This is a genomic window from Amycolatopsis sp. NPDC049253 (genome assembly GCF_040678995.1).
In the GTDB taxonomy this organism is placed as follows: Bacteria; Actinomycetota; Actinomycetes; order Mycobacteriales; family Pseudonocardiaceae; genus Amycolatopsis.
The window spans coordinates 40,044-62,723 of the sequence record NZ_JBFAQX010000012.1 but is presented as its reverse complement, the minus strand read 5'-3'; the positions used below and the strand labels follow the sequence as shown (position 1 = coordinate 62,723).

The 22,680-nt window shown below is 70.5% G+C and carries 21 protein-coding genes; 10 read left to right on the top strand and 11 right to left on the bottom strand.

Annotation, left to right across the window (positions count from 1 at the left end; all coding sequences use genetic code 11):
* Positions 1-27: 27 nt before the first annotated feature.
* From AB0K15_RS26065 to AB0K15_RS26050, 4 genes are all read left to right on the top strand, one after another.
* Positions 28-1,407, top strand: coding sequence for a family 2B encapsulin nanocompartment shell protein (locus AB0K15_RS26065; protein WP_364055510.1), 1,380 nt, complete (start codon positions 28-30; stop codon positions 1,405-1,407).
* A 28-nt stretch (positions 1,408-1,435) separates the two neighbouring features.
* Positions 1,436-2,458 carry a family 2 encapsulin nanocompartment cargo protein polyprenyl transferase gene (locus AB0K15_RS26060; RefSeq protein ID WP_364055507.1) on the top strand — a complete coding sequence of 341 codons (1,023 nt, stop codon included), beginning with the start codon at positions 1,436-1,438 and terminating at the stop codon, positions 2,456-2,458.
* A 111-nt stretch (positions 2,459-2,569) separates the two neighbouring features.
* Positions 2,570-3,043 carry a helix-turn-helix domain-containing protein gene (locus tag AB0K15_RS26055; protein ID WP_364055504.1) on the top strand — a complete coding sequence of 158 codons (474 nt, stop codon included), beginning with the start codon at positions 2,570-2,572 and terminating at the stop codon, positions 3,041-3,043.
* 82 nt (positions 3,044-3,125) lie between these two features.
* Complete coding sequence (locus AB0K15_RS26050) at positions 3,126-3,809, top strand: SDR family oxidoreductase (protein ID WP_364055501.1); 684 nt, start codon at positions 3,126-3,128, stop codon at positions 3,807-3,809.
* A 7-nt stretch (positions 3,810-3,816) separates the two neighbouring features.
* Here the strand turns inward: AB0K15_RS26050 and AB0K15_RS26045 are convergent, their stop codons facing one another.
* Positions 3,817-4,944: a CapA family protein gene (locus tag AB0K15_RS26045; RefSeq protein WP_364055498.1), complete on the bottom strand. Its 1,128-nt coding sequence runs from the start codon at positions 4,942-4,944 to the stop codon at positions 3,817-3,819.
* Between the two features lie 411 nt (positions 4,945-5,355).
* On the opposite strand from AB0K15_RS26045, the gene AB0K15_RS26040 reads away from it, so the two are divergent.
* From AB0K15_RS26040 to AB0K15_RS26020, 5 genes are all read left to right on the top strand, one after another.
* A complete protein-coding gene (locus tag AB0K15_RS26040; protein ID WP_364055495.1) occupies positions 5,356-6,315 on the top strand; it encodes a substrate-binding domain-containing protein in 960 nt (319 codons plus the stop codon).
* Between the two features lie 75 nt (positions 6,316-6,390).
* Positions 6,391-7,926 (top strand): sugar ABC transporter ATP-binding protein, encoded by a 1,536-nt coding sequence (locus AB0K15_RS26035; RefSeq protein ID WP_364055492.1) that lies wholly within the window; start codon positions 6,391-6,393, stop codon positions 7,924-7,926.
* On the top strand, positions 7,923-8,966 hold the full coding sequence (locus AB0K15_RS26030) for an ABC transporter permease (RefSeq protein WP_364055489.1): 1,044 nt from the start codon (positions 7,923-7,925) through the stop codon (positions 8,964-8,966). Before AB0K15_RS26035 ends, AB0K15_RS26030 begins: the two co-directional genes overlap by 4 nt.
* Before the next feature lies 1 nt (position 8,967).
* Positions 8,968-9,645, top strand: coding sequence for an FCD domain-containing protein (locus tag AB0K15_RS26025; protein WP_364055486.1), 678 nt, complete (start codon positions 8,968-8,970; stop codon positions 9,643-9,645).
* A 92-nt stretch (positions 9,646-9,737) separates the two neighbouring features.
* Positions 9,738-10,829 carry a glycoside hydrolase family 88 protein gene (locus tag AB0K15_RS26020; RefSeq protein WP_364055483.1) on the top strand — a complete coding sequence of 364 codons (1,092 nt, stop codon included), beginning with the start codon at positions 9,738-9,740 and terminating at the stop codon, positions 10,827-10,829.
* Positions 10,830-10,875: 46 nt separating this feature from the next.
* On the opposite strand, the gene AB0K15_RS26015 is transcribed toward AB0K15_RS26020, so the two are convergent.
* The 6 genes from AB0K15_RS26015 to AB0K15_RS25990 all read right to left on the bottom strand — a co-directional run bounded on the left by AB0K15_RS26015 (position 10,876) and on the right by AB0K15_RS25990 (position 16,740).
* On the bottom strand, positions 10,876-12,198 hold the full coding sequence (locus AB0K15_RS26015) for a DNA polymerase IV (RefSeq protein WP_364055480.1): 1,323 nt from the start codon (positions 12,196-12,198) through the stop codon (positions 10,876-10,878).
* A 1-nt stretch (position 12,199) separates the two neighbouring features.
* Positions 12,200-12,517: a transcriptional regulator gene (locus tag AB0K15_RS26010; RefSeq protein ID WP_364055477.1), complete on the bottom strand. Its 318-nt coding sequence runs from the start codon at positions 12,515-12,517 to the stop codon at positions 12,200-12,202.
* The gene (locus AB0K15_RS26005) at positions 12,514-13,146 is read right to left on the bottom strand and encodes a hypothetical protein (RefSeq protein WP_364055972.1); all 633 of its coding nucleotides are present in this window, start codon (positions 13,144-13,146) and stop codon (positions 12,514-12,516) included. The genes AB0K15_RS26010 and AB0K15_RS26005 overlap by 4 nt, the downstream gene beginning before the upstream one ends.
* A 183-nt stretch (positions 13,147-13,329) precedes the next feature.
* On the bottom strand, positions 13,330-14,064 hold the full coding sequence (locus tag AB0K15_RS26000) for an ABC transporter permease (RefSeq protein ID WP_364055474.1): 735 nt from the start codon (positions 14,062-14,064) through the stop codon (positions 13,330-13,332).
* Positions 14,061-14,975, bottom strand: coding sequence for an ABC transporter ATP-binding protein (locus AB0K15_RS25995; protein WP_364055471.1), 915 nt, complete (start codon positions 14,973-14,975; stop codon positions 14,061-14,063). The genes AB0K15_RS26000 and AB0K15_RS25995 overlap by 4 nt, the downstream gene beginning before the upstream one ends.
* A gap of 196 nt (positions 14,976-15,171) precedes the next feature.
* Positions 15,172-16,740, bottom strand: coding sequence for an alpha/beta hydrolase (locus tag AB0K15_RS25990; RefSeq protein ID WP_364055468.1), 1,569 nt, complete (start codon positions 16,738-16,740; stop codon positions 15,172-15,174).
* Positions 16,741-17,032: 292 nt separating this feature from the next.
* Between AB0K15_RS25990 and AB0K15_RS25985 the strand changes: the two genes are divergently transcribed.
* The gene (locus AB0K15_RS25985) at positions 17,033-18,202 is read left to right on the top strand and encodes a macrolide family glycosyltransferase (RefSeq protein ID WP_364055465.1); all 1,170 of its coding nucleotides are present in this window, start codon (positions 17,033-17,035) and stop codon (positions 18,200-18,202) included.
* A gap of 43 nt (positions 18,203-18,245) precedes the next feature.
* On the opposite strand, the gene AB0K15_RS25980 is transcribed toward AB0K15_RS25985, so the two are convergent.
* Genes AB0K15_RS25980 through AB0K15_RS25965 form a run of 4 tightly spaced genes read right to left on the bottom strand, consistent with a single transcriptional unit; the run spans position 18,246 to position 22,584 of the window.
* The gene (locus AB0K15_RS25980) at positions 18,246-19,970 is read right to left on the bottom strand and encodes an aminotransferase class V-fold PLP-dependent enzyme (protein WP_364055462.1); all 1,725 of its coding nucleotides are present in this window, start codon (positions 19,968-19,970) and stop codon (positions 18,246-18,248) included.
* Positions 19,967-20,749, bottom strand: coding sequence for an amino acid ABC transporter ATP-binding protein (locus AB0K15_RS25975; RefSeq protein ID WP_364055459.1), 783 nt, complete (start codon positions 20,747-20,749; stop codon positions 19,967-19,969). Before AB0K15_RS25975 ends, AB0K15_RS25980 begins: the two co-directional genes overlap by 4 nt.
* On the bottom strand, positions 20,742-21,635 hold the full coding sequence (locus tag AB0K15_RS25970) for an amino acid ABC transporter permease (protein ID WP_364055456.1): 894 nt from the start codon (positions 21,633-21,635) through the stop codon (positions 20,742-20,744). Before AB0K15_RS25970 ends, AB0K15_RS25975 begins: the two co-directional genes overlap by 8 nt.
* Positions 21,622-22,584: an ABC transporter substrate-binding protein gene (locus AB0K15_RS25965; RefSeq protein ID WP_364055453.1), complete on the bottom strand. Its 963-nt coding sequence runs from the start codon at positions 22,582-22,584 to the stop codon at positions 21,622-21,624. The genes AB0K15_RS25970 and AB0K15_RS25965 overlap by 14 nt, the downstream gene beginning before the upstream one ends.
* Positions 22,585-22,680 lie beyond the last annotated feature (96 nt).

Sequence of the window (22,680 nt, the reverse complement as noted above, 5' to 3'; positions counted from 1 at the left end):
AGCTGAGCCCACCAAGCGAGGAACCGCATGACCGTGACCGAAGAGCCGCCGCTTTCCCTTTCCACGCGCGCGGCCCGGACCCTGGCCACCACCACCAAGTCGCTGCCGCAGATGCGCGGCATCACCCCGCGGTGGCTGCTGTCGCAGCTGCCGTGGGTGGAGGTGCCGGCCGGTTCGTACCGCGTGAACCGCCGGCTGACCTACACCGTCGGCGACGGCCGGGTGAGCTTCTTCAACACCGGCGCGCGGGTGCAGGTCGTCCCCGCGGAGCTGGCGGAACTGCCGCTGCTGCGCGGGTTCGCGGACGCCGACGCGCTGGCCGCGCTGGCCGAGCGCTTCGAGCAGCGCGAGTACGAGCCGGGCGACACCATCGTGACGGCGGGTTCGCCGCTCGACTCGGTGGTGCTGGTGGCGTTCGGCAAGGTTTCGCGCACCGCACCCGGCCCCTACGGCGAGGAAGCACACCTCGGCACGCTCACCGCGGGCGACCACTTCGGCGCCGAGCTGCTGGGCGGCGCCGCGGGGAGCTGGAACTTCACCGCCAAGGCGGCCACGCGGTGCATCGTGCTGGCGCTGCCGGCGGAGGCGTTCGAGCGGCTCAACGGCCGCGTCGAAAGCCTGCGCGCCCATATCGGTGCGGTGCTGGCGAGCCCGGGCCGGGAGCACAACAAGGCCGGCGAGGCGAGTATCGACCTGTCCGCCGGGCACGACGGCGAGGTCGCGCTGCCGGGCACGTACGTCGACTACGACCCGGCCCCGCGGGAGTACGAGCTGGCGGTGGCGCAGACGATCCTGCGCACGCACAACCGCGTGACCGACCTCTACAACCAGCCGATGAACCAGCTGGAGCAGCAGCTGCGGCTCACCGTGGAGGCCCTGCGCGAGCGGCAGGAACACGAGCTGGTGAACAGCACGGACTTCGGGCTGCTGCACAACGCGGACCTCGGCCAGCGCGTGACCACGCGCAGCGGCCCGCCGACGCCCGACGACCTCGACGAGCTGCTGTGCCGCCGGCGCAAGTCGCGCTTCTTCCTGGCGCACCCCAAGGCGATCGCCGCGTTCGGGCGCGAGTGCACCGCGCGGGGCCTCTACCCGGCGAACGCGGTGCTGGACGGACGCCGGGTCACGACGTGGCGGGGCGTGCCACTGCTGCCGTGCGACAAGATCCCGATCTCACCGCAGGGCACCACGTCGATCCTCGTCATGCGCACCGGTGAGGAGGACGCGGGCGTGATCGGGCTGCGGCCGGCGGCGTTGCCGGACGAGTACCAGCCGGGGCTGAACGTGCGGTTCATGGGCATCAGCGACCGGGCCGTGACGTCGTACCTGGTCAGTGCGTACCACTCGGCCGCGGTGCTGGTGCCCGACGCGCTGGGAGTGCTCGACGACGTCGAGATCGGGCGCTGAGCTTCGTTTTTCCGTTCGGAGGGGATGTATGACCACAGTGGACGCCCGGGCGCGGACGGTGCCGGAAGTACTGGCGTGGAGCCGGGACCTGTGGGAACCGGCGATGCGCGCGGCGGTCGACCGGTTGCCCCACTCGATGCGCCGCATCGCCGGCTACCACTTCGGGTGGTGGGACGCGTCGGGCGCCGAGTCGGCCGTGCCGGCCGGCAAGGCCCTGCGGCCGGCCTTGGTGCTGCTGTCCGCCGAGGCGGCCGGCGGCGATCCGGCGGACGCGATCGCCGCCGCCGTGGCGGTGGAGCTGGTGCACAACTTCTCGCTGCTCCACGACGACGTCATGGACGGCGACGAAACCCGCCGCCACCGGGCGACCGCGTGGACCGTGTTCGGCACCAGCCCCGCCATCCTCGCGGGGGACGCGTTGCTGACGTTGGCCTTCGACGTCCTGGCCACGGACGGCCCCGCCGCCGCTCGCGTCCTGAGCACGGCGGTGCTGGACCTGTTGCACGGCCAGAACGAGGACCTGGCCTTCGAACGACGGGCGTCGGTCGACCGGTCGTCCTGCATCCGCATGGCCGAGGGCAAGACGGGCGCTTTGCTCGGCGCCGCCTGCACCCTGGGCGTGCTGGTCGTCGGCGGCCGCGGCACGCACGTCTCGGAGCTCGGCGCGTTCGGCCGCTCGCTCGGCCTGGCGTTCCAGCACGTCGACGACCTCCTCGGCATCTGGGGCGACCCGGCCGTGACGGGGAAGCCGGTGTATTCGGATCTGCAGAACCGGAAGAAGTCGCTGCCGGTGGTGGCGGCTTTGGCCTCCGAGACCGCGGCCGCCCAGGAGCTGGCCGGGTTGTACCGCCAGGAGGCTCCGCTGTCGGCCGGGGAGCTCGCCCGGGCGGCCACCTTGGTCGACTCGGCCGGCGGGCGTTCGTGGAGCTCTTCGGAAGCCGAGCGGTTGCTGGCTTCGGCGTTGTCCTCGTTGGCCGCCACGGCGCCGGCGCCACGCCCCGCAGCAGAACTCACGTTGCTCGCCCACCACATCACCCGCCGGGACCACTGACCCGCGGCCACCCGACCACGGCGTGCTCGTGCCGCTCCCCCGAGGCACGAGCACGCCGTTCCCGGTTCGTGATTCGCCGTGGCTGGGTTTCGAAGTGATATCCTGAGTGCCGTGGCACGAACACAAAACAGCACAGCCGAGCTCGCCGAGCAGCTGACCGACGAGCCGGCCTGCTCCATCGAGCGAAGCCTGGAAGTACTCGGCGAACGGTGGACCTTCCTGATCCTGCGCCAGCTCTTCCGCGGCCAGACGCGGTTCAGCGAGCTGCGCGAGTCACTGGGCATCGGACCCAACCTCCTCAGCGCGCGACTGCGCACGCTGACCGACGCCGGGGTCGTGGAAACCGCGCCGTACCAGGAGATCGGGGCGCGGCAGCGGCAGAGTTACCACCTCACCGAGGCCGGGAGCGAGTTGTGGGTCGTGCTCCTCGGATTGCAGCAGTGGGGTGACGTGCACCGGCCACGACCGGCCGGGCCTTCGGCCGCGCGGCGGTCGAAGACGACGGGGAAGGCCGTGCGGGTGGCGTTCGTCGACGAGGACGGGGTCGAGGTACCCGTCGACGAAGTGGAGGTCCTCGCGCGGTGAACTCCCCGAGCATGCGCCCGAGGTCATCTGAATACTAAATCTGTATTCAGAGTGGTAGCGTGGCGACCGGAAGGGAGCCACCATGGCCATCAAAGGATCTGTCGCACTGGTCACCGGAGCCAACCGCGGCATCGGCCACGCCTTCGCCCGCGCGCTCGTCGAGCACGGCGCGGCGAAGGTCTACGCGGGTGTGCGAGACCCGGCGTCGGTCACCGACCCCGACCTGACACCGCTGCGCCTGGACGTCACCAGCGCCGAGGACATCGCGGCCGCCGCGGCCGCGGCAGGCGACGCCACGATCGTGATCAACAACGCCGGCATCCTCGGCAACGTCGGCGAACTGCTCGCCGGCCCGCTGGACGCCGCACGGCAGGTGCTGGAGGTCAACTTCTTCGGCACCTGGGCGGTCTCGCGAGCGTTCGCGCCCGTCCTCGCGCGCAACGGCGGCGGCGCGCTGGTCAACATGCTCTCCGTGGCGTCTTGGAAGGGCAACGCGAGAACCGTCGCCTACTCGGCGTCGAAGGCGGCCCAGTGGTCGCTGACCGAAGCGCTGCGCGAAGGCCTGCGCGACCAGGGCACGCTGGTGATGGGCGTGCACGCCGGGTACGTCGACACCGAGGGCGCCGCGTGGCTGGACGTCCCGAAGATCGAGCCCGAGCAGGTCGCGGCGAAGACCATGCAGGCGTTGCTGGACGACCACGTCGAGGTCCTGGCCGACGACGCGGCGCGGCGCCTCAAGGCCACCCTTTCCCAGCCCCTCGACTGAGGACCGCTCACTTCCCCGGCCGGGTCAACCCCTCGTCCGCGGCACCTCGGGACAGGACCACCTCGTCGGTGTTCGACAGCGCCTCCGTGCCGCGCGTGGTCGGCGGTGCGGAGGTCAAGTCGCGCAGGCGGATCGGGGGACCGAGGTCGATGAGCGTCGGGATGTACTCCGCCTTGGAGACGGCCCAGTGGCCGTCGGTCCGGGTGAAGGTGAAGCGCGCGGCGGTGCCCTCTTCGGTGGAGCCGCGGGGGTCGTCGTGGCGGGCGATCTCGTTGCCGAGACCGTAGGCCACCCACTTGTCCTCGACCTTCTCGAAGGGCTGGACCACGTGGGCGTGGTGGCCGACGATCAGGTCGACGTCGGGTGAGGCCAGCAACTTGCGCGCCAGCGAAGCCTGGTCATCGGTCACCTCGTGCTGGTACTCGATCCCCCAGTGGAGGCCGGCGATCACGACCTCCGCACCGGCCGCGCGGGCGGCGTGGGCCGCGGCGAGGATGTCGTCGGCGTCGATTTCGTTGGCCAGCCAGGGCTTGCCGGCGGGGACCTTGATGCCGTTGAAGCCGAAGGCGAACGACAGCTGCGCCACCTTCACGCCGTGGACGTCGAGGATCAACGGCCGCGAGGCCTCAGCAGCCGAGCGCGCCGAGCCCGTGTGCTTGAGGCCCACCTCGTCCAGCTTGTCCAACGTCCGCGTGACGCCGGCCGCGCCCTTGTCCAGGGTGTGGTTCGAAGCGGTGGAGCAGGTGTCGTAGCCGGTGTCCTTGATGGCGTCCGCGATCTGTGGCGGCGCGCTGAACGACGGGTATCCCGTGTACGGCCCGCCCTCGGGCGCGAGCGGCGTCTCGAGGTGGCAGATGGCCAGGTCGGCCGCGGACACGAGCGGCTTCACCCCCGCGAGGATCCGGCGGTAGTCGATCTCGCCGCCACCATCGGCCTCAGCCTGGTCGGTCAGCGCGGGGTGGATCAGCACGTCGCCGGTCGCCACGACCGTGAACGAGTCGGGAGCGGCCGAAGAAGGCAGGCCAGGCGCAGAGGGCGCAGACGCGGGCAGAGCGGTCTGCGGAGCGCCGCTGCACCCCGCCAGCAGAAGCACGGCACCGGCCCACCCGAAGACCGAACGGCGGATGTGCGTCATGTTCGCCCCCTTTGTCCAGCTGCGGGCCACATCCTGCCGCATGTCGACCGGACAAGACGCGACGCCCGCCATGACGGACCGTAATCGAACCCAAGTCAACAAGAAAACCCACCAGCAACCGAAACAGCAGCGCGATCAGCGCGAAGCAACAAACCCTGGTCAGCCGGGAAAAAATACGATAATTAGCCGCCAACCACCGGTAGGAAAATCACTCTCCGTAGGTATCCATCCGCTAACTGCGGCAGATCCCGTGGTTGACGTCACCTGATCTAGTGTCTTGTAATACGAGTCACGCGGAGTTCACACGCACGCAACAGTCGTCCTCGGCCCCCATGGGAGCACTCGATGTCCACATACCCGCACAGGTCACGCACCTGGAGCGTTGTTGGTTGTTGTTTGATTGCCGGTGCGGTGTTGGCCGGATGCTCCTCCGGCAAGGACACCGCCGCGCCCGCGCAGCAGGCGCCGACCAACGGCAAGATCACGCTGTACTACCTGCAGAAGCAGGGGGACCAGCAGTACTTCGTGGAGCAGGCGCAGGGCGCCCAGGAGAAGGCGAAGGAGCTGGGCGTCGACCTCAAGGTCGTCAACCTCGGCCAGGACGCCAACAAGGCCATCACCGAGCTCGACGCCGCGGTCGCACAGGGGGCCAACGGCGTCGCCATCGTCGTACCGGACCAGGCCATCGGCCCGGAGGTCATCGACAAGGCGAAGTCCGCGGGGATCCCGCTGATCTCCTCCGACGACGTGATCAAGGACGGCACCGGCAAGGCCGCCCCGTTCGTCGGCTTCAACGGCACGCAGATGGGCACCTCGGTCGGCCAGGAGGCCGCCAAGCTGTTCAAGGCCGCCGGCTGGTCCGCCGCCGACACCAAGGTGATCAGCGCCTTCAAGCAGGACCTCACCGTCTGCACCGATCGCGTCAACGGCGCCAAGGCCGCGTTCGAGAAGGACGCCGGCGCACAGGTCGACGTGATCGACGTGGGCACCGACAACTCCCCCGTCGACGCCCAGAACCGCGCCGGCGCCGTGATCAGCTCCAACCCCGGCGTGAAGCACTGGGTCGTGTGGGGTTGCAACGACGAGAACGAGACCGGTGTCGTCACCGCGCTCGCCAACTCCGGCGTCGCCGCGAACAACATCATCGGCGTGGGCCTCGGCGCCTACCTCGACTGCAAGGACTGGGCCGCGGGCAAGGACACCGGCAACAAGTCCTCGCTCTACATCTCGGGTGCCGAGGTGGGCCGCACCGCGATCCAGGTCCTCGTCGACAAGGTCAAGAACGGCAAGGACCTCCCGCTGGAGACCATCGCCAAGACCCAGATGGTGAACAAGGACACCTTCAAGGCGGCCGGCGTCAACTGCACCTGACCCGACCGCGGCCCGGGGGTGTCCACACGCGACACCTCCGGGCTCCCCTGTGAGGAAGGCTGAGGAAGGCTCACCATGGCCAGTTCCACGGCGCTCATCGCCGAGGGCATCGGCAAGCGCTTCTCCGGCGTCACCGCGCTCGACGACGTGACACTGGAGTTCCACTCCGGCGAGGTGCTCGCGCTCATGGGCGAGAACGGCGCCGGCAAGTCGACCCTGCTGCGCGTGCTCTCGGGCGACCACGAGCCCAGCGACGGCACGCTGCGGGTCGACGGCGAGCCGGTGGTGTTCGACAACCCGCGCGCCGCGATGGCCGCGGGCGTGCGCGTGATCTACCAGGAACCCGAGATCATCCCGCACGTCTCGGTGGCGGAGAACGTGTTCGTGGGCGAGCTGCCCTCGCGCGCCCGGGTGTTCAGCCGGCGCACGCTGAATCAGCGCATGCACGAAGCACTCGTCGAGTACGGCTTCGAAGGCGTGCTCGACCCCACCACGCCCGGCAGCAAGCTCTCGGCCGCGCAGCGCCAGCTCGTCGAGATCCTTCGGGTGCTCACCGCGGCCACCCCGCCGCGCGTGATCGCCTTCGACGAACCCACCTCGTCGCTCTCGGAGCACGAGGTCGACGCGCTGTTCCGGCTCATCCGCCGGCTGCGCGACTCCGGTGTGGCCGTGGTCTACGTGTCGCACCGCATGAAGGAGATCTTCCAGCTCGCCGACCGCGTGGCCGTGCTGCGCGACGGCAAGCTCGTCGGCGTGCAGCAGGCCGCGGAGTCCGACGAGAACCAGCTGGTGCGCATGATGATCGGCCGCGACCTCTCGGCGCTGGAGCGGCGCGAGACGGCCGAGACCGGTGAGGTCGTGCTGCGGCTGGACCACGTGACGACCGACGACGTCACCGACGTCTCGTTCGAGGTCCGCGCCGGTGAGGTCGTGTGCCTGGCCGGGCTCGTCGGCGCCGGGCGCTCCGAGCTGGCGCGCGCGATCGTCGGCGACCTGCCCGTGCGCTCGGGAACCGTCGAGCTGGACGGGAAACCGTTCAAGGCCCGCACCCCCGGCGACGCCGTGAAGGCCGGCATCGGGTTCGCGCCGGAGGAACGCAAGACCGACGCGTTGCTGATGCAGCGTTCGGTGCGCGACAACGTCTCCATCGCCGTGCTCGACCGCCTGCGCCGCTTCCGCGTGATCAAGCGGGCGAAGGAGCGTGAGCTCGTGGCGGAGTACATCCGCGAGCTGCGCGTGCGCACACCGTCGATGGAGCAGGAGGTGCGCAAGCTCTCGGGCGGCAACCAGCAGAAGGCCGTGCTCGCGCGCTGGCTCGCCCGCCGTCCGCAGCTGCTGATCCTCGACGAGCCCACCCGCGGCGTCGACGTCGGCGCCAAGGCCGAGATCTACCGCATCATCGACGGTCTCGCCGCCGAAGGCATCGCCCTGCTCGTGATCTCGTCCGACCTGCCCGAGGTGCTCGCGCTGGCCGACCGCATCGTCGTGATGCGCGCCGGGCACGTCGCGGGCCAGGTGAGCCGCGACGAAGCGACCGAAGAAGCCGTACTGACCCTGGCCATCCCGGCGACGGAGCCGGCCGCCGAAGACATCCAGGAGGTGGGGGCGTGAGCACCCCGACCCGGCCCAGCCCCGCGCAGGAGCAGCCGACCGAACAGCCCGACCCGCACCGCGTCTCCCCGGCGCGCAAGGTGCTCAACGGCATCGGCGTGCAGAACAGCAGCCTGATCATCACGCTCGTGGTGCTCGTCGTGCTGCTCTCGACGCTGAACGACAACTTCTTCCGCACCAACAACCTGCTGCTCATCGGCAGCGCCATCACCATCATGGGCCTGCTGTCGCTGGTGCAGACGCTGGTGATCATCCTCGGCGCCCTCGACATCTCGGTCGGCTCGATGGCCGGGCTCGCGTCGGTGATCTCGGCGATGGCCTTCACGTCCACCGGCAGCTCGATCGTCGGCATCCTCGCCGCGGTCGGCACCGGCATCCTGTGCGGCCTGGTCAACGGCCTGATCATCATCTTCGGCCGCGTGAACCCGGTCGTCGCCACGCTGGCGACGCTGGCCGCGTACAAGGGCATCGCGCAGGTCGTGTCCGACGGCAAGGCCCAGGGCTACACGGGCGCCGACGACCTGTTCATCTTCCTCGCCAAGGGCAGTGTGCTCGGGCTGCCGACGCTGGTGTGGGTGTTCTTCATCGTCGCGGCGGTGCTGCACTTCCTGCTGAAGTACACCGACATCGGCCGCAACGTGTTCGCCATCGGCGGCAACGACACGGCCGCGCGGCTCGCGGGCATCAACATCAACCGCTACATCATCGGTGTCTACGCGCTCGTCGGTGTCGTCGCGGCCATCGCTGGCGTGCTGATCACCGCACGCACCGGCTCCGGCCAGCCCACGTCCGGGTCCGAGGGCCTCGAGCTGCAGGCCGTGACCGGCGCGGCGCTCGGCGGCACGATGCTCAAGGGCGGCAAGGGATCCATCGTCTCCACGGTGCTGGCGGTGTTCATCCTCGGCGTGCTCGACAACGGCATGTCCGGCCTGGGCATCAACCAGTTCTGGCAGAACGTGGCCCACGGCGCGCTGCTCGTGGTCGCCGTCGTGCTGCAGCAGCTGCGCAGCGGGGAGCGCCGCGTCGGTCTGCCGGCCTGACGTGGCGGCTGACGGGGCCGGCCTGCACGCCCGCATCGTCGACGCGCTCGGCCGGCTGATCGTCGAAGGGGCGCTGCCCACGGGCGAGCCGATCGTGCCCGAGGACATCGGGCGCCGTTTCAAGGCCTCCCGGACGGTGGTCCGGGAGGCCTTGCGGGTCCTGGAGTCGAAGGGGCTCGTGGCGGCGCGGCCGCGCGTCGGCACGTGGCCGCAGCCGCCGGAGGCGTGGGACGCGATCGACCCCGACGTGATCGGCTGGCGCGTCGGCGGGCCGGATTCGCTGCGGCAGCTGCACGATCTGATGGAGCTGCGCCACCTCGTGGAGCCGCAGGCCGCGCGGCTGGCAGCCCGGCACCGCGCGCCGGACGAGCTCTCCGCGCTGGCCGCGGCGTACGGGCTGATGACCGACGCCGTCGAACGCGAGGACGCCGAGGCGTTCGCCGAGGCCGACTCGCTGTTCCACGCCGCTCTCGTGCGGGCCGCGGGCAACGCGTTGCTCACCCAGCTGCAGGTGCCGGTCGTCGCCGCCCTGCGGGCCGCACCCGAGCCGACGGAGGGCACGCTCGTGGCGCACTCGCGCGTGCTGACCACGGTGCTCGCGAAGAACGCCGACGGAGCCGAGAACGCGACGCGCCGGCTGCTGGAAACCGTTGCCACGTACCGCTCACCGGCACCTTGACACGCCCAGTGGTCCACACCATAGTCCGTGATCGACCGGCCACCGACCACGATGGCCTCCGCCGCCATGAGCTGCTTGAGGAGGACGCACCCATGCGTTTCCCGGGAATCCGCGGTCTCACCGTGCTCGCGGCGGCGGTGACGGCCGGTGTGCTGGCGCCGGCCGTGGCGAGTGCGGCACCGGCGGCGCCGGCCGCGCAGTGCGCGGTGGCCGACGCGATGGTGAAGGCCGGTGACTACTGGGTCGCCCACGGGACGAACCTCGCACCGGCCGACTGGCAGAACGCGACGTTCCACGTGGGCAACCTCGCCGTGGTCCGCACCACCGGCGTGTCCAACCACCAGACGCTGCCCTGGGGCGAGGCCAACGACTACCTGCTGCCCACGACTCCGGGGCAGCCGTTCGCGGCGGAGGACGAGGCCGCGGGCGAGGCGTACCTCGACCTGTACACGTACTTCCACCCCGACCCGCCGATCCTCGCCGACCTGCGTGCGCGCCTGGCCGACGAGGTCGCGAGCGTGCAGGCCGGGCACACGGACTACTGGGACCACGTGAGCGCGCTGAACATGGCGATGCCCTCGTTCGCCCGCATCGGCGTGATGGACTCCTCGGAGCCGACACTCGCCGCGATGCAGAAGCTGTTCCAGCACACGGAGAAGAGCCTGTTCGACGAGTTCTCCGGCCTGTGGCGCACCGACGCGCACTCGCTGTCGTACTGGGCGCAGGGCAACGGCTGGGCGCTGGCCGCCCTGACGAAGGTGCTGCAGGTGCTGCCCGCGAACGACCCGCGCCGGCCGGAGTACCTGCGCGTGTTCAAGAAGATGGCGACGACACTGAGCGTGCTGCAGCGGCCGGACGGCTTCTGGAACGCCAACCTGCTCAACCCGTTCGGCGGCCCGGAGAGCAGCGGCACGTCGCTGATCACCTACGGCCTCGCGTGGGGCGTCAACGCCGGGGTCCTCGACGGCCGCTGGTTCGAGCCGGTGGTCGACCGGGCGTGGAAGTCCTTGTCCAGCAAGGCGGAGAACGCCGACGGCTTCGTCGGCTACGTCCAGCCGAAGACCGACGGGCCGGGCTCGGCGAAGGCCACGGACACCTCGGCCGCCGGCGTCGGCGCGTTCCTCCTGGCCGGTCAGCAGGTCGCCGACCTCACCCCGGGTTGCGCCCTGCCGCCTGCCAGCTGAGGTGCTTCGCGAAGGGCCGCTACGCTCGTAGTGGCGGCCCTTCCCTCTACTTGAGACAGTCCTGCGGATCCCCTCGAGTCAGGGCCGGGTCGTTCTGCTCGAACGTCTTCGCCACGCCCGGGCCGGAGGTCCGGGTCTCGAAGCGCACCGTCACGCGGCCGTGGCCGGCGCCCTGGACCCAGCCGGTGCCGAACTCCGGGTGCACGACGTCGTCGCCCGGGCGCCAGCCGCTCGACGACACCGGCGCCGACCCACCGGGCGACGGCACGACCGCCACCACCGGCTCCGGCGAAGCCGCCGCGGGTACGGCGAGTGTGAACAACGCGTCCTGGTGCGGCACCGAAAGCCCGCTGAACGCCACCCCCGCCAACCGCACGCCGCCGAACTCCTGGGGATCCAGCAGCAGCCGCTCGGCGGTGGCGGCGAGCTGGTTGAGGTCGTCGGTGGGCGAGGCCGTGGTCTCCGACCGCGTCACCGTGCTCATGTCCGTGTGCCGCAGCTTCACCACGACCGTGCGCGCGACCCGGCCCGCCTTCACCAACCGCGTGTGGGCGCCCGCGGCGATCTTGCGGACTTCCGCCCGCAGCCGGGTGAGGTCCACGATGTCGACCTCGAACGTCGTCTCGGCGCTGACCTGCTTGGCCTCCCCGCGTTCGGCCACCGGCCGGTCGTCCGTGCCGCCCGCGAGCTTGCGCAGTTCACGCCCGACCACCCCGCCCAGCGTCGCCACGGCGTCCGGCTCCGACAAAGCCGCCAGCTCCCCCAGCGTCAGTACGCCGATCGTGCGCAGCTTCGCCTCCGCCACCGGCCCGATGCCCCACAACGCGCGCACCGGCAACGGTGCCAGGAACTCCCGCTCCGTGCCCGGCGCGACCACCAGCAGCCCGTCCGGCTTCGCCCGGTCCGACCCGATCTTCGCGACCTGCTTGCCCGTCCCCGCCCCGATCGAGGCCGTCAGCCCGGTTTCCGCGCGGATCCGCGCCCGCAGCTCCTCCGCGAACCGCGTCACCTCCGCCACCGAAGCCCCGGCCAGCGAAGGCGGCTCCGCGAACGCCTCGTCCAGCGAGATCCGCTCCAGGACCGGTGCCACGTCGGCGACGATGTCGAAGACCTGCTTGCTCAACGTCTCGTACAACCGGAACCGCGGCGGCAGGATCACCGCCCCCGGCGGCAGCAACCGCCGGGCCTGCGACATCGGCATCGCCGAACGCGCGCCGTACTCACGGGATTCGTAGCTCGCCCCGGCCACCACCCCACGCGGCCCGGTCCCGCCGACGACGACCGCGCGGCCCCGCAGCGTCGGGCGCGTGAGCTGCTCGACCGAGGCGTAGAAGGCGTCCAGATCGAGGTGGACGACCCAGCGGGTCACGTCAGCTCCCGCCGGTGGCGTCCAGCAGCCGGTGCAACGCCCTCGTGTAGGACTCGAACGCCGCGCGGCCCTTGGCGGTCAGCTTCACGAGCGTGACGGGCGTGCGGTGCTCGTAGGCCTTGGTGATCTCCACGTACTCGGCGTCTTCGAGCTTGCGCAGGTGCGTGGAGAGGTTGCCGGCCGTCATGTCGAGCAGCTGCTGCAGCCTCGGGAAGGTGATCTGGTCGCCGTGGTGCAGCCCGGCGAGCGCGACGGTGACGCGCAGCCTGGCCTGGGCGTGGATCACCGGGTCGAGCTCCGGCAGGCTCGCCTCGGTCACCGGTCGGCCACTCGCGTCGGACCGGAGCGCCGTTCCCGGAAGAAGTACACGAGCGAGGCCACGAGGAACCCGCCGCCGCCGGCCAGGGACAGCACGAGGAAGTTGCCGGGCACGCCCACGAGCACGCTCGCGCCGCCGCAGACGACGATCCACGCGCCGAAGGCGTATTGGAGCCGGTCCTGCCACAGCATCCCGCCCGCGAGGTACAGCACGCCGGTCAGCAACAGCGAGGTGCCCGACCACAGCAGGGAGATCGTGTGCGGGTCGAGCTCCCCCGCCTCCATCACCCGGATGTTGATCAGCGACAGCGCGGCGAACGAGATCATCCAGCTCCAGCCGTACATCGCGCCGGTGCGGCGCGACGGGCCGCGAATACCCCGGCTGATGCGGCCGCCGTAGTAGGCCGAGTACGCGATCGCGGCCACGAACAGCACCGCGACGACGATGCCCGCGACCCACCCGGGCATCAGCGGCCTCGCGTGGCTGTCATCGGCCAGGTACACCAGTCCCCAGCCGACGAGCCACGTGAAGGCCCAGACGCCGAGCAGACGCGCCGGGCTGGCCCCCAGTTCCCGGCGCGTCCGCTCGTTCTGCCGGGCGATGAGGTTCAGCGACTCGGCGGCCGACATCGGCTGCTCTTCGTCATCCACCTTGCTTCGCCCTCCCACCGTGCTGACCCCACAGAACAGCACGGAAGTTACTGTGCCGCTGGTTACCAATCCGACCACAGTCACGGCGGGAAGGGTTGCCACACACGGTAACGTCCGGTTCCGTGCCCGCCTACTTCTGGTCGGATTGGTAACAGCCGTGAACTAACCGACCTTGGCCGTGTCCAACCGGAACCGCCGCACCACCACCAGCGCGGGGACGACCAGCCACGCGGCCAGCACGGCCACCGCGAGCCCGAGCCCGCTCGCCCCGCTCACCGGCATCGTGCCGACACGGCCGAGCCAGTACGTCGGGACAAAGTGCGCGATTGTGGTCATCCAGCCCGGCATGATCGACAGCGGCATCCACAACCCGCCGAACACCCCGAGCGGCAGCATCAGCGCGCCGGTCATCGCACCGACCGTGTCGCCCTTGCCGAACAGCCCGAGCATCAGGCCCAGCACCGCGAACGGCAGGGCGCCGAGCCACAGTGCCAGCGCGGTCAGCACCCACTGCGCGGCCGTCAGGTCGACGCCTCGCAGCGCGCCGGCGATGAAGATCACGACCAGCACGGGCAGCGCCATCGTCATCGCGGAGGCGAGCTTCACGAACAGGTAGTCCGGCGCGCGCATCGGCGTGAGACGCAGCTGCCGCTGCCAGCCGTCGGTGCGCTCGGTGGCCACCCGCGTGCCGGTGAACAGCGCGCCGCTCAACGCGCCGTACGCGCCCATGTTGATCATCGTGGTGGTGCTCGCCTTCAGCCCGTCCGGCCCGACGTTGTCGCCGAACAGGGCGCCGAAGAGCAGGAACATGCCCAGCGGCACGGCGATCGTGAACAGCGCGAACTGCGGGCTGCGCACGATGCGCACGATCTCCAGGCGCAGGTAGACGAGGTTCATCGCAGGGCTCCTTCCGGCTCGTCGGTGTGCTGGTCGCCGGTCAGCGCGAGGAACGCTTCTTCGAGACCCATCGCGGTGATCTCGATGTCGCTCGCGTCCGGGAACGTGGTGAGCAGCGCGCGGATCGCGAGGTCGGAGTCGGCGCACGCCAGCTCCGCGCGGCCGCCCTGGACACGCGCGGTGGTGACGCCGGCGAGCGCGGCCAGCCCGGCCTCGTTCGCGCCGGGCACCACGGCCCGCAGCACTCGTCCGGAGACGGCGGCGCGGACCTCGGCGACCGTGCCGTCGGCGACCACGCGCCCGTGGCGCACGAGCACCACGCGGTCGGCGAAATCCTCGGCCTCGGCCAGGTAGTGCGTGGCGAACAGCACCGTGCGGCCGCCCGCGCTGAACTCGTGCATCGAGGCCCAGAACGAGCGCCGGCCGTCCACGTCCATGGCGGCGGTCGGCTCGTCGAGTACCAGGAGCTCGGGGTCGCCGGCCAGGGCCAGCGCGTAGCGCACGCGCTGGAGCTGGCCGCCGGAAAGCTTGCCGCAGCGGCGGTTCGCGAAGTCCGTGATGCCGGCGCGGGCGAACACCTCCGCGGCCGGCAGGGGGTCGCGGTACATCGAGCGCATCAGCCCGACGAGCTCGGCCGGCGTGGTGTCGCGCAGCAGGAAGCCGTTCTGCACCATCGCGGCCATCCGACCGGCGTCGACGGCCGCCCGCGCGGCACCGCCGAACACCCGCACTTCGCCCTCGTCGGGCCGGGTGAGCCCGAGCAGCATGTCGATGGTGGTCGACTTGCCGGCGCCGTTGGGGCCGAGCAGCGCCACGACCTCGCCGCGGCTGACCTCGAGGGTCAGCTCCTCGACGGCGTGTACTGGCCCGAACCGTTTCGTCAGGCCTCTCAGACTGAACGCCTCGCTCATCACGTCCCCCATCGACTTTGCGTTGCAAACCTGCTGGGGCACTTTGTAACACAAACCTCGTTGCGGTGAAAAGTGCTACGCGCCGCGAACTTGAGCGGCCGAGGTCCCCGAGAGGTCCAGGGGCGGGCTCCGGAAACGACGAAGCGCCGGGTGGGGACGGTGCCCCACCCGGCGCTTCGGCCGGTGTTTCAGCTGGTCAGAGGTGACCCAGCAGCGGCAGCACGTCGGCCTTCGCCTGCGCCTGCGCGGACGCCGACGGGGCCGGTTGCGGCTGCGGCAGCGGCGCGCACTCGACGTCGGCGGTGCGGCCCGGCTTGCGGGCCGGCAGGGCGCCGGTCGCCAGGTAGTCCGCGATCTTGGTGTCCACGCACGCGTTGCCGCGCGGCGTGATGGCGTGGCTCGTGCCACCCGGCTCCGCGATCAGCGAGGCACCCGGGAACCGGCTGCGGACCTCAAGGCTGCCCTCGTACGGCGTGGCCGCGTCGAGTGTCTCGTCGATCATCAGCACGCTCTGCACGCCCTTGCCGTTGACCTGGACGGGCTTGCTCGCCTTGGCGGGCCAGTACACGCACGGCGCGTTGAACCAGGCGTTCTGCCAGGTGAAGTACGGCGCCTTGAGGAAGGTCTTCCAGTTGTCGACGCGCCACTGGTTCCAGTTGGTCGGCCACTGCACGTCGGTGCACTGCACGCCGAGGTACACGGCGTAACCGTTGTCGCTGTCGGACTCGAACAGCGCCTTGACCAGCGACGGGTCGTTCTTCGTGACGATCGCCGACAGCGCGTCGGCCACGTCGAGCCAGGTCAGCTGGTAGTAGCTGGCCTGCTGGATCACGTCGGTCAGCTCGTCGGGCCCGATCTGGCCGCCCGCGGGCTTGAGCGAGAGCTTCACCAGCTCACGGTCGACGGTCGCCTTCACCGAGGCCTGCGTCTTGCCCAGGTGGTAGGTGCTGTCGTACTTGGCGAGCCAGCCGAACCAGATGTTGAGGTTGCGGTCGAACGCGACATCCTGGTTCAGGTTCGCCTGGTACCAGACGTTGCGCGGGTCCACCGTCGAGTCGAGCACCATGCGGCGCACGCGCTGCGGGAACATCGTGCCGTAGACCTGGCCCAGGTAGGTGCCGTAGGAGTAGCCGTAGAAGTTGATCTGATCGGCACCCAGTGCGACGCGGATGGAGTCCATGTCGCGCACCGTGTCGGTGGTCTTCAGGTTGTCGAGCAGCGCCTTCGGGTTCTTCTTGGCGCAGTCCTCGGCGTAGCCCTTGGCGCGGTTGAGCCACGTCTTCTCGAGGCTCGGCGTGAGCGGCACGTACGAAGGCCGGTCGAAGCTCGTGTAGTTGTTGTCGCACGAGAGCGCCGGCTTGCTGGAGCCGACGCCGCGCGGGTCGAAGCCGATCCAGTCGTACGCGTCACCCGCGTGGTTGGGCACGCTGGCGCCGACGCGCGAAAGCGTCAGGCCCGAGCCGCCGGGGCCACCGGGGTTGGTGAGCATGACGCCCTGGTACTGCGCGTCCGGTGTCTTGTGCTTGATGCGGCTGACGGCGAGCTGCGCCTTCTGGCCGCCCGGGTTGCTGTAGTCCAGGGGCACGGTCACGAAACCGCACTGGGCGCCGGCCGCCTGGAGGCCGGCGTTGTCGCACTGACCCCACGCCACGGGCGGCGGGGTGTAGGCGGCGGGGGCGGTGGCCGGCGCCGCTGACGCGACGGGCGCGGTGACCAGCGAGGCAAGCGTCGCGACGGCGACTGCCGCGAAGACAGCACGTCTCACGGGAGTTTCCTTCTCTGTCGGGGTTCTCGTCTGTCGGGTCCGCCAGACGTTAGTCGTCTTTTCGGCGCCCGGCCGGTTGTTCGTCCCGCTCTGCCCGATAGTCCCTACGAAAGGTGGACGTCGCAAATTCGGTTGGTCCCCCCGCCCGGTCGCCGTTACGGTGGCCGCCATGACGATCTTCCAGCGCTTGCGGCAGCTCTAGCCCGGCGTGACTCTTCACGGCCGCGCGTTCGCGGCCGTCTTCCCTGCGCGCCGGGTCCTCCCTCTCTGACGGAAAGGACCTGCGTCTTTCATGCGCGAACACATCGTGATGGTCGGTACCACCGCGCCGAGCCACATCTACCCGTCCCTGGGCGTCATCGCCGAGCTCGTGCGGCGCGGGCACCGGGTGAGCTACGTGGTGGGCTCACCCCTCGAGTCGCTGGTCGCCCCGACGGGCGCCCGCGTCGTCACCCACCCGACCTCGCTGCCCCTCGGCGAGGCCGGCGTCTGGCCCGACGACCCGGCCGACGCCATGCGCGTCTTCCTGGACGAGGCGATCGCCGTGCATCCGCGGCTGCTGTCGACGTTCGACGACGACCGCCCCGACCTGGTCCTGTACGACATCGGCGGCCTCGGCGCACCTCTGCTCGGTCTGCGCTACGGGGTGCCGGCCGTGCAGCTGTCGCCGACGCTGGTGGCCTGGGAGGGCTACGACGAGGACATGGCCGAGGTCATGGACCCGATCAAGGCCTCACCGTCCGGTGTGGACTACGCCCGCACGATGACCGCGTGGCTGCGAGAAAACGGCGAGACCGAGGAGGCGTGGACCTGGCTGTCCCACCCGCCGCGGGTGCTGTCCCTCATTCCGCGGGCGATGCAGCCCCACGCCTCCCGGGTCGGCTCGCACGTCCAGTTCGTCGGACCGTGCCTGTCCCCGGACCGGCCGGCGGAGTCGTGGACGCCGCCGTCGTCGGGGAAGCCGGTGCTGCTGGTGTCGTTCGGGACGGCGTTCACCGACCAGCTGCCGGTGTACCGGGCCTGCCTGGCGGCCTTCGCCGACTCACCTTGGCACGTCGTGATGTCGATCGGCTCATTCGTGTCCGCTTCTGACCTGGGCCCGCTGCCGCCGTCGTTCGAGGTGCACTCCCGCGTGCCCCAGCCGGCAGTGCTGTCGGCGGCCTCGGCGTTCATCACCCACGCCGGGATGGGCAGCTGCACGGAAGCGCTGTGGTACGGCGTACCCACGGTGGCCATCCCGCAGGCCGCCGACCAGTTCGGCAACGCGGCGCGACTGGAGACCCTGGGGGTGGGCCGCCACCTGCCTGCCGCGTCGGTGACCGCCGCCGCACTGCGCTCGGCGGTGGACGAGGTCGCCGGATCCGCCGAGGTGGCCGCGCGGCTGTCGTCGTTGTCCACGGAAATCCGCGCCCACGGAGGCATTCCGGCGGCGGCTGATGCGGTGGAGGCGTTCTTGAAGTGAAGGTCGGTGGGGTTCCCGGTGTCCGCCGGGAACCCCACCTCGGTCAGGCCCTGATCTCGTTCAGGTAGTTGTAGATCGTGTACCGCGTCACGTCCAGGTGCGTGGCCAGGTGGTCCACCGCGTCCTTGATGAGGAAGAACCCCGCCTCGTCGAGCTCGCGCACGACGGCGGCCTTGTGGCGCTTCTTCATCAGGTCCACGGGAATGCCCGCCTTGCCGATGGCGCGCTCGACCAGGAACCGTTGCAGGCTGTCGACGTCAGGCGGGAAGGTCTCGGGCCGCGAGGCGGGCGCGTCCGGGGAAGGTGCCGTTTCGCTGTTCACGCACAGGCAGCCGACCGCCACGCCGTCGGCGTCGCGGAGGAACAGGGTGGACGAGCGGATCGCGCGGCCGTCCGGGCCGTGGGTGCGGTAGTTGGTGAGGTCCTGCGTGGTGCCGCGGCGGACGAGGCCGAGCAGGAGGTCCGTCATGGGCCCGCCGACGGTGCGGCCGGTGACGTCGCCCGCGATGGCGACGATGGAGTCGGGCAGGCGGGACAGGTCGTGGAGCAGGACCTCGTTGCCGGGGCCCAGCATGGCGGCCAGGCCGTCGACCGCGGGGATCAGGGCGGTGAGCAACGCGTGCGTCGCGCCGCCCGAAACCACCGACGGAAAAGCCACGGAAGTACGCGGGCGCAGGAGACTGTCCAAAGCGGACCGGACGGCCTCGGCCGCGGAAACCGGGGTCGACGCGTGCGGCGAGAGGCGGACGTGTTCCGGGCGGACCGTCGCCGCGATGCCGGCCGCCGAGAGAGCCGCACCCACCTGTTCGGCGGGGTGGCCGGGCAGCTCGAACGCCAGGATCCCGGCCCGGCGGTCCACAGCGGACACGATCGACGCGCCCAGCGACAGCAGCACTTCCTCCAAGGCGGCCACGCGTTCGCCGATCCGGCCGGCGATCGCCCCGACGCCCGCCTCCTCCACCAGCTCCAGAGCCGCCGCGAACGCGCCGGACGTGATGGGGCTGAGGTTGGAGATCGACCAGCCCGCGGCGGTCGTGTCGGCGGGGTGGATCTCGTCGTCGAACAGGCCGGGGTCGCGCGCGCCCGTCCAGCCGGACAGGATCGGGTCCATGCGCTCCAGCGCTCGGTCGGACAGCACCGCGAAGCCCGTGCCCCAGCCGGCCCGCAGCCACTTCTGGCCGCCGACCACGAGCACGTCCGCGACCTCCCACGGCGCCTCGATCACACCGAAGCCCTGGATCCCGTCGACGACCAGCAGCCGGTCGCCCACCACGTCGCGCAACGCGGCGAGGTCGGCGCGGTAGCCGGTGCGGAAGTCGACGGCGCTCACCGACACCACCGTCGTCTCGGGCGTCAACGCCTCGGCGACCCGGGAGGCCGTCACCGGTCCGGCCGGCAGCCGCCGCAGCCGCACCCGCCCGGCCTGAGAAGCACGAGCCCACGGATAGGTGTTCGCCGGGAACTCCCCCGCCGAGACCAGCACCTCACCGTGGGAGTTGAACGCCGCCTGGAACAACCCCAGGCTCGTGTGCGGCAGCAGCACGGTGTGGTCGGTGTCGCTCCCGCACAGCCGCGCCGCGGCCGCCTTCGCGCGCGTCTCCTGGCGCATCAGCTCGTCCACAGTGGACGGCCCGGCCTTCGTCGCCGCTTCCAGCAGGTTCGCCGTGGTGTCGAGCACCGCGTGCGACGGCGGGCCGAACCGCGCGAAGTCGAGGTAGCCGGCGGGCTCGTCGAACTGCAGCAGGTACCGGGGGGAGATCCGCGTCACGAGAGGACCCGCGCGAGGAACTGACGGGTGCGCTCGTGCTCCGGGTTCTTCAACACGGTCTCGGGCGGGCCCGTCTCGACCACCGCGCCGTCGGCGAGGAACACCACCTCGTCGGCCGCCTCGGCGGCGAAGGCCATCTCGTGCGTCACGACCACCATCGTCATCCCCTCCCGCGCCAACGTACCCATCACCGCCAGCACCTCCCCCACCAGCTCCGGGTCGAGCGCCGACGTCGGCTCGTCGAACAGCATCAGCTTCGGCTTCATCGCCAGCGACCGCGCGATCGCCACGCGCTGCTGCTGCCCGCCGGAGAGCTGCGCCGGGTACGCGTCCGCGCGATGGGCCAGGCCCACGCGGTCCAGCAGTTCGAGTGCCTCCGCCCGCGCCTGGTCCGGGTTCGTCCCGAGCACGCGCACGGGCCCCTCGACCACGTTCTCCAGCGCGGTCCGGTGCCCGAACAGGTTGAACCGCTGGAACACCATGCCGATGTCACGACGCTGGCGCGCGACGTCCTTTTCGCGCAGCTCGTACAGCTTCCCACCGCGCAGCTTGAAGCCGATCGGCTCGCCGTCGACCCAGACCTGCCCGGCGTCGATGGTCTCGAGGTGGTTGAGGCACCTGAGAAAAGTGCTCTTGCCCGCCCCCGACGGCCCGAGCAAGCACACCACCTGTCCCCGGTGCACCTCCAGGTCGATGCCCTTGAGCACCTCGGTGTTCCCGTAGCTCTTGCGCACGCCGACCGCACGCAGCAGTGGCCCCGAAACGACTGGTTCAGACACGGGCACTCCTCACCAACGGCATCCCCCGCAGCGCCTTCCCCACCCTCGCCGCGGGCCCGCGATCGGCGGCGCCGAACGAGCGTTCCAGGTAGTGCTGCCCGACACCGGCCACGGTCACCACGACCATGTACCAGATCGCGGCCGCGATGAGCGTTTCCATGACCAGCAGATTGTTGGACGAGATGTTGTTGGCCGCGTGGATCAGCTCGGTCACGCCGATCACCGACGCCATCGACGTGCCCTTGAGCATGTTGATGAAGTCGTTGCCGGTCGGCGGGATGATCACGCGCATGGCCTGCGGCAGTACCACGCGCCGCAGTGTCGCGCCCGGCGTCATGCCGATGGACTTCGCGGCCTCGGTCTGCCCGACGTCCACACTGGTCAGCCCCGCGCGCACGATCTCGGCCATGTAGGCGCTCTCGTTCAACGCCAAGCCGAGCAGAGCCGCGGTGAACGCGCTGATCAGCACGTTCGTGGGTTCGTGGACGAGGTAACCGCCGAAGGGCAGCGGGATCGAGATCGTCGGGAAGATCAGCGCGAGGTTGTACCAGATGAGGATCTGCAGCAGCACCGGAAGCCCGCGGAAGAGCCAGATGTACGCGGCCGCGAACCACTTCGCCACCGGGTTGGCACTGCGGCGCAGCAGGGCGATCAGGATGCCGAGCACGATGGCCACGGCCTGCGAGATCACCGCGAGCACCACCGTGTTGAGCAGCCCGACGGCCATCACGCGGTAGAACACGAAGTCGGGCACCGAGTCCCACTCGATCTGGGCCTGCGCGAGCGCGAACCCCAGCAGCACGAGCAGGGCGACGATGACCACCGCGCTGACCCAGCGACCCCAGTGCTTCAGCCGGACGATCGGCAGCGGCTCAGCTCCCGCCATTGACGGCCGCCTCCTTGACCGCGCCCTGCTCCACGCCCCAGGCCTGCAGGATCTTGCCGTACGTCCCGTCGGTGATGAGCTCCGTCAGCGCCTGCTTCACGGCGTCGCGCAGCTTCGTGTTGGTCTTGGTGAAGCCGATGCCGTACGGCCCGCCCTCGATCGGCGCGCCCGGCACGACCTCGAAGAACTTGCCGTCGCCCGCGGTGCGCGAGATGTAGACGGCGCTGGGCAGGTCGTTGAGGATCGCGGCGACGCGGCCGGTGCGCAGCTGGTTCTGGTTCTGCGTGTCGGAGTCGGTGGCCGTGACGGTGATCGCCGGCTTGCCCGCCTGCGTGCACTTGGCGCTCTGCGCGGCGGCGAACTTCTGGTGACTCGTGCCCTGCACCACGGCGATGTTCTTGCCGCACAACGTGTCCGGCCCGGTGATGCCGTCGGGGTTGCCCTTGCGGACCATGATCGTGATGCCGGAAGAGAAGTAGTCGACGAAGTCGATCTGCTGCTGGCGCTCCTTCGTGTCGTTCATCGCGGCCATGGTCAGGTCCACTCGGCCGGACTGCAGGCTCGTGATCAGCGAGCCGAAGGCCATGTCCTGGTAGGAGACCGAGACGCCGAGCTTGGCGCCGATCGCCTTCGCCAGGTCCACCTCGTAGCCGATCGGCGTCTTGCCGTCGCTCGAGTAGAAGTTGTTGGGCGCCGACTGGATGTTCGACGCGAGGTGCAGCGTCTTCGCCTGCGTGACGGCGGGCGGCAGGGCGGCGGTGAGCTGCGCGTCCGGCTTCACGGCGGCGATCAGCGCGGCGTTGTCCGGAATGGGCGAAGCTCCCCCGCCGGCCGGCTGCTGCGTGCCGCCGGCACCGTCGGGACCACCTCCGCAGGCCGCGGTGACGAGGGCGAGCGCACCGGTCAGCAGGACGGCCTGCCAGGCGCGGGTACGGGACGGCGACGGCATCGGGGACCTCCAGGGCGTCGTGATGGGCGGAACGGTACAACTGGTTGTTGAAGTGGTCAACAGGTAGTTGAAGTTCGCTGGTCCGCTAAGGTTCGA

Bases quoted from the DNA above. Each gene is read 5' to 3' on its own strand.
- AB0K15_RS26005 (WP_364055972.1), bottom strand. From the start codon at position 13,146: ATGTCGGCCGCCGAGTCGCTGAACCTCATCGCCCGGCAGAACGAGCGG.
- AB0K15_RS26000 (WP_364055474.1), bottom strand. From the start codon at position 14,064: ATGAACCTCGTCTACCTGCGCCTGGAGATCGTGCGCATCGTGCGCAGC.
- AB0K15_RS25985 (WP_364055465.1), top strand. From the start codon at position 17,033: ATGCGCGAACACATCGTGATGGTCGGTACCACCGCGCCGAGCCACATC.
- AB0K15_RS25970 (WP_364055456.1), bottom strand. From the start codon at position 21,635: ATGGCGGGAGCTGAGCCGCTGCCGATCGTCCGGCTGAAGCACTGGGGT.
- AB0K15_RS25965 (WP_364055453.1), bottom strand. From the start codon at position 22,584: ATGCCGTCGCCGTCCCGTACCCGCGCCTGGCAGGCCGTCCTGCTGACC.
- AB0K15_RS26060 (WP_364055507.1), top strand. From the start codon at position 1,436: ATGACCACAGTGGACGCCCGGGCGCGGACGGTGCCGGAAGTACTGGCG.
- AB0K15_RS25995 (WP_364055471.1), bottom strand. From the start codon at position 14,975: ATGAGCGAGGCGTTCAGTCTGAGAGGCCTGACGAAACGGTTCGGGCCA.
- AB0K15_RS26035 (WP_364055492.1), top strand. From the start codon at position 6,391: ATGGCCAGTTCCACGGCGCTCATCGCCGAGGGCATCGGCAAGCGCTTC.
- AB0K15_RS26045 (WP_364055498.1), bottom strand. From the start codon at position 4,944: ATGACGCACATCCGCCGTTCGGTCTTCGGGTGGGCCGGTGCCGTGCTT.
- AB0K15_RS26065 (WP_364055510.1), top strand. From the start codon at position 28: ATGACCGTGACCGAAGAGCCGCCGCTTTCCCTTTCCACGCGCGCGGCC.
- AB0K15_RS26020 (WP_364055483.1), top strand. From the start codon at position 9,738: ATGCGTTTCCCGGGAATCCGCGGTCTCACCGTGCTCGCGGCGGCGGTG.
- AB0K15_RS26050 (WP_364055501.1), top strand. From the start codon at position 3,126: ATGGCCATCAAAGGATCTGTCGCACTGGTCACCGGAGCCAACCGCGGC.